The organism is Janibacter corallicola NBRC 107790 (genome assembly GCF_001570965.1).
Classification (GTDB): Bacteria; Actinomycetota; Actinomycetes; order Actinomycetales; family Dermatophilaceae; genus Janibacter; species Janibacter corallicola.
Map to the genome: position 1 here is coordinate 1 of NZ_BCSR01000068.1, position 8,602 is coordinate 8,602.

The following is an 8,602-nucleotide window of genomic DNA, read 5'->3' on the forward strand; positions in this document are numbered from 1 at the left end:
CCCGCCGTAGTCGATGAAGTCGACGACGTGGCCCCGGAGCGGCCCGGGGTCGCGGGCGAAGCGGTCGACGAGGTTGCCCACCGAGCCGCCGAGCAGCAGACCGAACGCGACCGCCCAGGGCCGCGACCCCAGCCGGCGCAGCATGAAGGCGATGACCACCGTCACGACGAGCGAGACCGCGGTCATCACCGAGGTCAACGAGGACCCGATGGAGAACGCGGCCCCGGCGTTGAAGAGCAGTCGCAGCTGCAGCCACTCACCGAGGACCGGCACCACCCGACCACCGTCCAGGACGTGCAGGGCCCACACCTTGCTGCCCTGGTCCGCCACGAGCGCGGCCAGCGCGACGAAGAGACACAGCCGGAGCGCCCCCGATCGGGTTGGCCCGCTCAGCGTCGTTCCTGCTTGCTCTTGCACGCCAGGCACAGGGTGGCCCGGGGGTAGGCCTGCAGCCGCGCCTTGCCGATCGGCTCGCCGCAGGACTCGCACCGGCCGTAGCTGCCGTCCTCGAGGCGCTCGAGGGCGTGCACGTTCTGCTGCAGGCCGACCCGGGTGCTGGCCGCGAGGCTGAGCTCGTGCTCGCGCTCGAAGGACTTCGACCCGGCGTCCGCCGGGTCGTCCCCCGCGCCGTCGATCGGCTCCTTGAGGAACTCCGAGAGGTCGGTCTCCCCGGAGCTCACCTCCTCGGAGAGGCGCCGGATCTCCCCTTCGAGCTCGTCGCGGATCTCCTTCAGCTCCGCCGCGGTCCACGGCGACTCGTCCTCCCGGACGACGAGCTGGGCGGACTTCTTCGTCGAGTCCTTCTTCGCCGCCGACGCCGCGGTTGCCTTCTTCGCCGCCATGTCCGTCCTCTGCTCGAGTGTGTTCATATCCCCCCGGTCACTGTCGGAGGTGTCCGAAGGGTACGACGAATCCTCCCGGGGAACACCTTCGGGGGTCGGCTGACTTCTTCCGGCCCCCCGGGGAGCACGCGCGGCGGCGCCCCTCGGTGAGGGGAACGCCGCCGCCACGTGCTGCTGGAGGCTGTCAGGCGTTACCACCCGGCTGGGCCGGCTTGCTGCCCGTCGCCGCGGTCGCGTCCTTGCTGCCGGCGTCCTTGCTGCCGGCGTCGCTCGGCGCCATGGAGGGGGTCTCGTCGAGCTCCTTGAGCTTGGTGCTCATGAACTCCTTGAGCTTGCTGCGGTACTCCTTCTCCTGGCCGCTCAGTCGCTGGATCCGGCTCTCGATGTCGGTGCGCTTCGCGCCGAGGTCGTCGAGGATCTTCTTGCGCTGGGCCTCGGCGTCGCTGACCATCTTCGAGCTCTTGGCCTCGGCGTCGGAGATCAGCTTGTCACGCTTGCTCTGGCCGGTCTTGATGAACTCGTCGTGCTTGCTCTGGGCCTCGGCGAGCATCGAGTCACGCTGGGACTTGCCCTCGGCGACGTGCTCGTCGTGCAGTCGCTGGGCCAGGGCGATCAGGCCCGTGGCACCGGCGCCACCACCCGCGGCGGCAGCGGCCATCGTGCCCGCGTCGCCCTCGCCCTCGCCCTCGCCGTCGCCGGCGTGGCCCACGGCCGCGGTGTCCTGGGCGGCCTTGGCATCCGCCTCCGCCTTCTCGGCGGCGGCGTTGGCGGCCTCGATGCGCTCCTTGGACTTGGCCTCGGCCTCCTCGGCCCGGGCGTTGAGATCGGCGATCCGCTTCTCCGCGTCCTGCTCCGCCTTGCCCTTGCCGAGCCCCTTCTTGCCCTTGCCCGACTCGAGCTCGGCGACCTTCTTCTCGGCCTCCTCGCGGGCGGCGGTCTCCTTCTCCAGCCGGGACTTCAGCTCGGCGACCTCGGCGGAGGAACCCTCGGAGCTCTCGGAGTCCCCGGCGGCCGCAGCCCCGGTGGCCTCGCCGCCGCCCTCGGAGTCCTTGATCATGCGCCGCATCTCGGCGACGACGTCGTCGAGGAAGTCGTCGACCTCGCGCTCGTCGTAGCCACGACGGAACTGGGTCTGGGTGAAGGTCTTGTTGAGGACGTCCTCCGGGGTGAGCGCCATGCTTCCTCCTGGGATGTTGGCGGATGGTCGGGCGGCGCCGACGGTGGCGCGCTCTCTCACCAGATTAAACGATCGCCCGCAGGATCGAGACAGCGATGATCAGCACGAGGAAGGCCAGGTCGATGGCCACGCCGCCGATCCGCAGCGGCGGGAGCACCTTGCGGATGGCACGCAGCGGCGGGTCGGTGAGGGTGTAGATGGCCTCCGCGACGACGAGGATGACTCCGGTGGGGCGCCAGTCCCGTGCGAAGACCTGGATCCACTCGAAGATCAGCCGCCCGATGAGAATGAAGAGGTAGATGCTCAGCAGCAGGTCGAGCACCTGACGGACGATCAGCATGGGGGCAGCGTAGGCGCTGGGCCTCCGGGGAGGCTGAGCGGGCTCAGCTCTGGTTGAACAGCGCCCGGCGCTGGTTCTCCTCGGCGGACTCGGCCTCCACCTCGATGTGCTCCGGGGAGAGCAGGAAGACCTTGTTCGTCACGCGCTCGATGGACCCGTGCAGGCCGAAGACGAGCCCAGCGGCGAAGTCCACGAGACGCTTGGCGTCCTGGTCGTCCATGTCCCCGAGGTTCATGATCACCGGGATGTTGTCACGGAAGCTCTCACCGATGGCCCGGGCATCGTTGTAGGTGCTCGGGTGGATCGTCGTGATGCGGTTCATCCCCGTGACCTCCACCTCACGCACGGCCGGACCGGTCGAGACGCGGCGCAGCGGGGTGACCTCGGCACCACTGTGACGGCTCTCCCCATCGGCATGGCCGAGCTCGTAGTCATCGACGTACTGCTCGTCGTAGTCGTCGTAGCGCCTGTCGTCCTCGGCGAGGCCGAGATAGACCATCGCGGTCCGCAGTGCCGTCATGTGCATGCCCTTCAATCGAGTCCGGTTCCTCGTCAGGCACCGAAGTTACCGGCGATCGGGACGAGTTCCGAGGATTGCCGTCCCGACACGCAGGTGTGTCGCGCCGTGGCGCACCGCGGACTCGAGGTCAGCGCTCATGCCCGCGGAGATCCACGTCGCCTCGGGGTGGGCCTCGCGCAGCTCGTGGGAGATCCGCTCGAGGCGGGCGAAGGCTGGGTCCGGGTCGGCCCCCAGGGGCGCGACGGCCATGATCCCGCCGAGACGAAGGGGGCTGCCCGCCACGGCGTCGGCGAGAGCCGGAAGGTCCTGCGGGGACGCTCCCCCGCGCTGCCCGTGGCCCCCCTCCTCGAGGTCGACCTGGAGCAGCACGGTCAGCTCCCGCCCGCTGCGCTCCGCGCCGCGGGCCAGGCCGCCGACGAGCTTGGTCCGGTCCACCGAGTGGACGACGTCGGCCCAGCGGGCGACGGCGCCGGCCTTCTTGGACTGCAGCTGGCCGATGAAGTGGGTGCGCACCCCGGGCGGGGTGCCACCGTCGGCGAGCTTCGCGGAGGCCTCCTGCTCCCGGTTCTCCCCGATGTCGCGCACGCCGATGTCGGCGAGCAGGTCCAGGTCGCTGCGGGGGAAGAACTTCGTGACCACGATGAGCTCGACCTCCTCGCGCGGGCGGTCGGCGGCGGCGCAGGCGGCGTCGATCCGCTCCTGCACGGCGGTCAGGTTCGCCTCCAGCTCGGCGCGGCGCTCGGCGCTCATCGGCGCACCACGACCCCGGCGAAGCGCCCGGTGGTCCCGTCCCGGCGGTGGGAGTAGAGCGCCTCGTCCTCCCGGGCGCACCCGGGGACCCACTCCACGGGCACCCCGGCGCGGTCGAGCTGGTCGACGACCCCCGCGGCGACGTCGATGGCAGGCGTGCCGGACCACGTGATGGCCGAGGACACAGGCGAGACCCGCGCGGCAGTGGCCCGCATCTCCTCGGGCACCTCGTAGCAGCGGCCGCAGACCGAGGGGCCGACCGTCGCCCGCAGCCGGTGCCCGCCGAGGTCGCGCATCGCGGCGACGAGCTCGGAGACGACGCCGCCGACCATGCCGGGCCGACCGGCGTGGGCCACCCCGACCAGGGGGCCCTCCTCGTCGTGGACGAGGACGGGGGTGCAGTCGGCCACGAGGACTCCGAGGGCGACGCCGGGCAGGTCCGTGACGAGCGCATCTGCCGTGGCCACGCCGCCGGTCCCGCTCCGCGGCCCGTGGAGCAGCTCGTGGGTCACGTGCACGACGTCGGTGCCGTGCACCTGGTCGGCGAAGACCAGCGGCCCGCCGAGCTCACGCTCGACGAGCCGTCGGTTGTGGGTCACGGACTCGGCCTCGTCGCCGACGTGAGCGCCGAGGTTGAGTCCGGCGAAGGGAGCGGAGCTGCCGCCACCGCGCCGGTCGGTGAAGGCACGCACCAGCCCCTGGGTCTCGCAGCGCCAGGCGAACACGTCAGTGACGCCCCGCCCGGATCACTTGAGGAAGTCCGGGACGTCCAGGTCATCGCCCTCGTCGAAGGTCACCTGGCGCGGCGGACGCTCCGGCTGGCCGGAACGGGGCTGCTGCGGCTGCTGCTGCTCGGCCCCGCCCTCCTGCTGGGCCGGTGCCTGCTGCTGCGCGGGGGCGGCCGGCTCGGGCTCCTGCGGCTGCGCGGGGGCCGCCGACGTGGCCGGGGCGTTCTGCTGCGCCGGCGCGGCCTGCTGGGCCGGGGCCTGCTGCTGTGCGGGAGCAGCCTGCTGGACCGGGGCCTGGGCCGGAGCCTGCTGCTGCGCGGGAGCGGCCTGCTGGCCACCTGCCTGGCCGCCACCGCCGGCGTGCACCTGGCCGAGCGCACGCTCGTCCTTGCGCGCCTGCGGGCTGCCCCCGTCGAAGCCGGCCGCGATGACGGTGACGCGCACCTCGTCGCCGAGGGCGTCGTCGATGACGGTTCCGAAGATGACGTTGGCCTCGGGGTGCGCGGCCTCCTGGACGAGGCGGGCGGCCTCGTTGATCTCGAAGAGACCGAGGTCGCTGCCACCCTGGACCGAGAGGAGCACGCCGTGCGCACCGTCGATGCTCGCCTCGAGCAGCGGCGAGGAGATCGCCAGCTCGGAGGCCTGCACCGCGCGGTCCTCGCCCCGGGCGGAGCCGATCCCCATGAGGGCGGAGCCGGCCCCCTGCATGACCGACTTGACGTCGGCGAAGTCGAGGTTGATCAGACCGGGCGTCGTGATCAGGTCGGTGATGCCCTGGACACCCGAGAGCAGGACCTGGTCGGCGCTGCGGAAGGCGTCGAGCATGCTCACCGCGCGGTCGCTGATCGAGAGCAGCCGGTCGTTCGGGATGACGATGAGGGTGTCGACCTCGTCGCGCAGGGTGAGGATGCCGGACTCGGCCTGGTTCGCCCGGCGACGCCCCTCGAAGGTGAAGGGGCGGGTGACCACACCGACGGTCAGCGCACCGAGGGACTTCGCGATCTTCGCGACGACCGGCGCACCACCGGTGCCGGTGCCGCCACCCTCGCCGGCGGTCACGAAGACCATGTCGGCCCCCTTGAGGACCTCCTCGATCTCCTCGGCGTGGTCCTCGGCGGCCTTCTTGCCGACCTCCGGGTCGGCACCCGCGCCGAGGCCGCGCGTGAGGTCACGGCCGACGTCGAGCTTGACGTCAGCATCGGACATGAGCAGCGCCTGGGCATCGGTGTTGATGGCGATGAACTCCACGCCCTTCAGACCGACCTCGATCATGCGGTTGATGGCGTTCACGCCACCACCGCCGATGCCGACGACCTTGATAACGGCCAGATAGTTCTGGGCTGATGCCACGGTGGGACTCCTGTTTGCTGCTGCTCGGTGGTGGACCTGCCCCTAAATGTCTACTTAAGGGTTATATTCAGGCCTTGCGCGGTGTGCACGGGAGGTTATGCCGTCGCGGGCCACCGGGGCAACTGGGGTGCCCGCGTGTCTCGTCACTCGTCCTTGGTGACCGGCGCCTCGGGCGCCGAGACGTCGATGACGGCAGGTCCCTTCTTCCGCAGGATCGAGATCACCTCGACCTTGAGGTCGGCGCGCTCGCCCTCCCCCCAGACGATCCGGGTCCCGTCCAGCTCGAAGGTGATCTGGTCGGCCGGGTTCACGGTGATGTCCTCGATCTGCTTCCGGTCCCGCTCGGGGAACGCCTGCACCATGCCCTGGGCGGCCCGCACCCCGTGCTTCGAGACGTGCGCACCGCTCTGCGGGGTGACGGTCGGCAGCCCCTTCGGCGGCGAGTCGACCTCCCTGAAGGCGACCCCGCCGAGATCCAGCAGGCGGTAGCCGCCCCCCTCCTTGCGGACCGCCAGCACCGGAACCCTCGACGTCACGTTCACCTTTAGTGTTCCGGTCAGCGAGCGGTCGATCTCGGCAGACTTCACCCCGACGACCTCGGAGGTGATGTGGCCGGCCACGCTCTGCCTGTCCACGCGCACGAGCGGCGTCCCGATCTCCTCGGCGGCGACCTCACGGACAGCGGCCTCGTCGCGCTCGTCGGCGCCGGCCACGCTCACGTCGCGCACGACCAGCAGGTTCGAGAAGGCCACGGCCCACACCACGGCCACGACGAGGACGAGGAACAGCAGCCCGATGAGGCCGCGCTTCAGGCGGCGCCGTCGCTCCATGACCGCCCGGTCGCGAAACGCTCCTGCGCCGGTCGGTCGCGTCCCGCGGGGCGCACTCACCCGGCTCATGCGCGACCCCGCTCCCCGTTGCGCAGCGCAGCCAGGATGCGCGGTGCCAGCTGGGTGACGTCCCCGGCACCGACGGTGAGGACCAGGTCCCCCGGCCGGGCCTGCGCGGCGACGTGGGTGACGGCGGCCGGTGCGTCACGGACCTGCACGCTCGTGCCCGCGGCGGCCAGCGGCGTGGCGATGAGCTCCGGGCCGACGCCGGGGATCGGGTCCTCCCTGGCGCCGTAGATCTCGAGCAGGGTCACCTCGTCGGCGGGTTCGAGGCCGCGGGCGAAGCCCTCCGCGAAGTCGCGGGTGCGCGAGTACAGGTGCGGCTGGAAGATCACGTGCAGCCTGCCCCGGCCGGTGATCTCCCGGGCGGCGCGGATGACGGCCTCGACCTTGCCGGGGTTGTGGGCGTAGTCGTCGACGACGGTCACGCCGGCCACGGTGCCGCGGGTCTCGAAGCGGCGCCGGGTCCCGGTGTAGGCGGCCAGGCCCTCGAGGACGGCGCGCGGGTCGACGCCGAGGCCCTCCGTCGCGGCGAGCAGCGCGGCCGTGGCGTTGAGCAGGTTGTGCCGTCCCGGTACCCGGATCGTGAGCCGCTCGGTGCCGCCCGCCGAGGCCACGTCGGCGGCGGCATCGGTGCCGTCCAGCTCGGGCTCACCGAGCCGCACGTCGGCACCGGGACCGAAGCCGTAGGTGAGCACCCGGGTGCCGTCGGCCCGCACCTGCTCGGCGAGCCGGCGGGAGCCCTCGTCGTCGGCGCAGGCGACGAGCAGGCCCGGCTCCCCCTTCGCGCCGGCCGTGATCGTCCCGGCGAACTCGCGGTAGGCGGCCTGCACGGTGGCGAAGTCGCCGTAGAAGTCCAGGTGGTCCGGCTGCACGTTGGTCACGATCGCCACGTGCGGCGCGTAGGCCAGGAAGGTCCCGTCGGACTCGTCCGCCTCCGCGACGAAGGCGGATCCGTCGCCGAGGGCGGCGTTGACGCCACGGGCGGCCAGCTCCCCGCCGAGTGCGAAGGAGGGCCGCTCCCCCGCCTCGAGGAGGGCGACGGTGAGCATCGAGGAGGTCGTCGTCTTGCCGTTGGCGCCGGCGATCGCCACCCGCGTCTGCCCGCCCATGGCCGCGGCCAGGGCCTGGCTGCGGTGGAGCACCCGCAGCCCGCGCTCCCGGGCGGCGGCCAGCTCAGGATTGTCCTCCCGGATGGCGGAGGAGACGACGACGGTGTCGACGCCCTCGAGGTGGTCGGGGTCGTGCCCCACCCACACCCGGGCGCCGAGCTCCTCCAGCCGGCGCAGCAGCGGGGAGTCCTTCTGGTCACTCCCCTGCACGCTCACCCCGGCATCCAGGAGCAGCCGGACGATGGCCGACATCCCGGCCCCGCCCGCGGCGAGCACGTGCACGACCCCGAGGTCCGCGATCGGGACCCGCGGCGCGAGCACGTCGAAGCGTTCGTTGCGTGGCACGACCGGCTCAGCCACGCCGGCCCCCGTTCCGCCAGGCGTCCTCGACCATGTCGGCCAGCGACTCGTCGGCCTCGCGGTGGCCGGCACCGGCGGCGGCCCGGGCCATCTGCGCGAGGCGCTCGGGGTCGTGCATGAGCGGGACGACGTCGCCGGCGATCCAGGCCGGGTCCACGTCGGCGTCGGGTACGAGGACCCCGCCGCCGGCGGCGACGACGTCGGCCGCGTTGAGGCGCTGCTCACCGTTGCCGATGGGCAGCGGGACGTAGACCCCGGGCAGGCCGACGGCGGTCAGCTCGCACACCGTGTTGGCGCCGGCCCGGCAGACGACGGTGTCGGCCGCCGCGTAGGCCAGGTCCATCCGGTCCACGTAGGGCATGACGACGTAGGGCACCGACTCGTCCCCGCCGGTGGCGACGAACTCCTTGCCCGCCCCGGTCGCGTGCAGCACCTGCACGCCGGCGTCCCGCAGCGTGGCGACGCTCGCGGAGAAGGCGTCGTTGAGGCGCTTGGCCCCGAGCGACCCGCCGGTGACGAGGAGGACCGGCAGG

Annotated in this window: 11 protein-coding genes; all 11 read right to left on the reverse strand. The window is 72.3% G+C overall.

The features are described 5' to 3' along the window. Nucleotides 1–417 (reverse strand): signal peptidase II (locus JCO01S_RS14725; protein WP_245634464.1); only part of this gene is annotated, 417 nt, incomplete at its 3' end. Continuing rightward, nucleotides 390–842 (reverse strand): TraR/DksA family transcriptional regulator, encoded by a 453-nt coding sequence (locus tag JCO01S_RS14730; RefSeq protein WP_157074654.1) that lies wholly within the window; start codon nt 840–842, stop codon nt 390–392. The genes JCO01S_RS14725 and JCO01S_RS14730, both read right to left, overlap by 28 nt. A 184-nt stretch (nt 843–1,026) precedes the next feature. After that, nucleotides 1,027–2,019: a DivIVA domain-containing protein gene (locus JCO01S_RS14735; protein ID WP_068257440.1), complete on the reverse strand. Its 993-nt coding sequence runs from the start codon at nt 2,017–2,019 to the stop codon at nt 1,027–1,029. A gap of 64 nt (nt 2,020–2,083) precedes the next feature. Then, nucleotides 2,084–2,359: a YggT family protein gene (locus tag JCO01S_RS14740; protein WP_068257443.1), complete on the reverse strand. Its 276-nt coding sequence runs from the start codon at nt 2,357–2,359 to the stop codon at nt 2,084–2,086. Nucleotides 2,360–2,402: 43 nt separating this feature from the next. After that, complete coding sequence (locus JCO01S_RS14745) at nt 2,403–2,879, reverse strand: cell division protein SepF (protein WP_068257458.1); 477 nt, start codon at nt 2,877–2,879, stop codon at nt 2,403–2,405. 45 nt (nt 2,880–2,924) lie between these two features. After that, entirely contained in the window at nt 2,925–3,629 is a 705-nt protein-coding gene (locus JCO01S_RS14750) for a YggS family pyridoxal phosphate-dependent enzyme (protein ID WP_068257447.1), read from the reverse strand. Further along, nucleotides 3,626–4,354: a purine nucleoside phosphorylase YfiH/LACC1 family protein gene (locus tag JCO01S_RS14755; protein ID WP_068257450.1), complete on the reverse strand. Its 729-nt coding sequence runs from the start codon at nt 4,352–4,354 to the stop codon at nt 3,626–3,628. Before JCO01S_RS14755 ends, JCO01S_RS14750 begins: the two co-directional genes overlap by 4 nt. A gap of 21 nt (nt 4,355–4,375) precedes the next feature. After that, complete coding sequence (gene ftsZ / locus JCO01S_RS14760) at nt 4,376–5,707, reverse strand: cell division protein FtsZ (protein WP_068257453.1); 1,332 nt, start codon at nt 5,705–5,707, stop codon at nt 4,376–4,378. A 143-nt stretch (nt 5,708–5,850) separates the two neighbouring features. Next, entirely contained in the window at nt 5,851–6,606 is a 756-nt protein-coding gene (locus JCO01S_RS14765; protein WP_084342970.1) for a cell division protein FtsQ/DivIB, read from the reverse strand. Further along, entirely contained in the window at nt 6,603–8,069 is a 1,467-nt protein-coding gene (gene murC / locus JCO01S_RS14770) for a UDP-N-acetylmuramate--L-alanine ligase (protein ID WP_245634465.1), read from the reverse strand. The genes JCO01S_RS14765 and murC overlap by 4 nt, the downstream gene beginning before the upstream one ends. After that, nucleotides 8,062–8,602 (reverse strand): UDP-N-acetylglucosamine--N-acetylmuramyl-(pentapeptide) pyrophosphoryl-undecaprenol N-acetylglucosamine transferase (locus tag JCO01S_RS14775; protein WP_281189243.1); only part of this gene is annotated, 541 nt, incomplete at its 5' end. The genes JCO01S_RS14775 and murC, both read right to left, overlap by 8 nt.

Coding starts and splice junctions, on each gene's coding strand:
- JCO01S_RS14740 (WP_068257443.1), bottom strand. CDS start 2,359: ATGCTGATCGTCCGTCAGGTGCTCGACCTGCTGCTGAGCATCTACCTC.
- JCO01S_RS14730 (WP_157074654.1), bottom strand. CDS start 842: ATGGCGGCGAAGAAGGCAACCGCGGCGTCGGCGGCGAAGAAGGACTCG.
- JCO01S_RS14745 (WP_068257458.1), bottom strand. CDS start 2,879: ATGACGGCACTGCGGACCGCGATGGTCTATCTCGGCCTCGCCGAGGAC.
- JCO01S_RS14750 (WP_068257447.1), bottom strand. CDS start 3,629: ATGAGCGCCGAGCGCCGCGCCGAGCTGGAGGCGAACCTGACCGCCGTG.
- JCO01S_RS14735 (WP_068257440.1), bottom strand. CDS start 2,019: ATGGCGCTCACCCCGGAGGACGTCCTCAACAAGACCTTCACCCAGACC.
- JCO01S_RS14765 (WP_084342970.1), bottom strand. CDS start 6,606: ATGAGCCGGGTGAGTGCGCCCCGCGGGACGCGACCGACCGGCGCAGGA.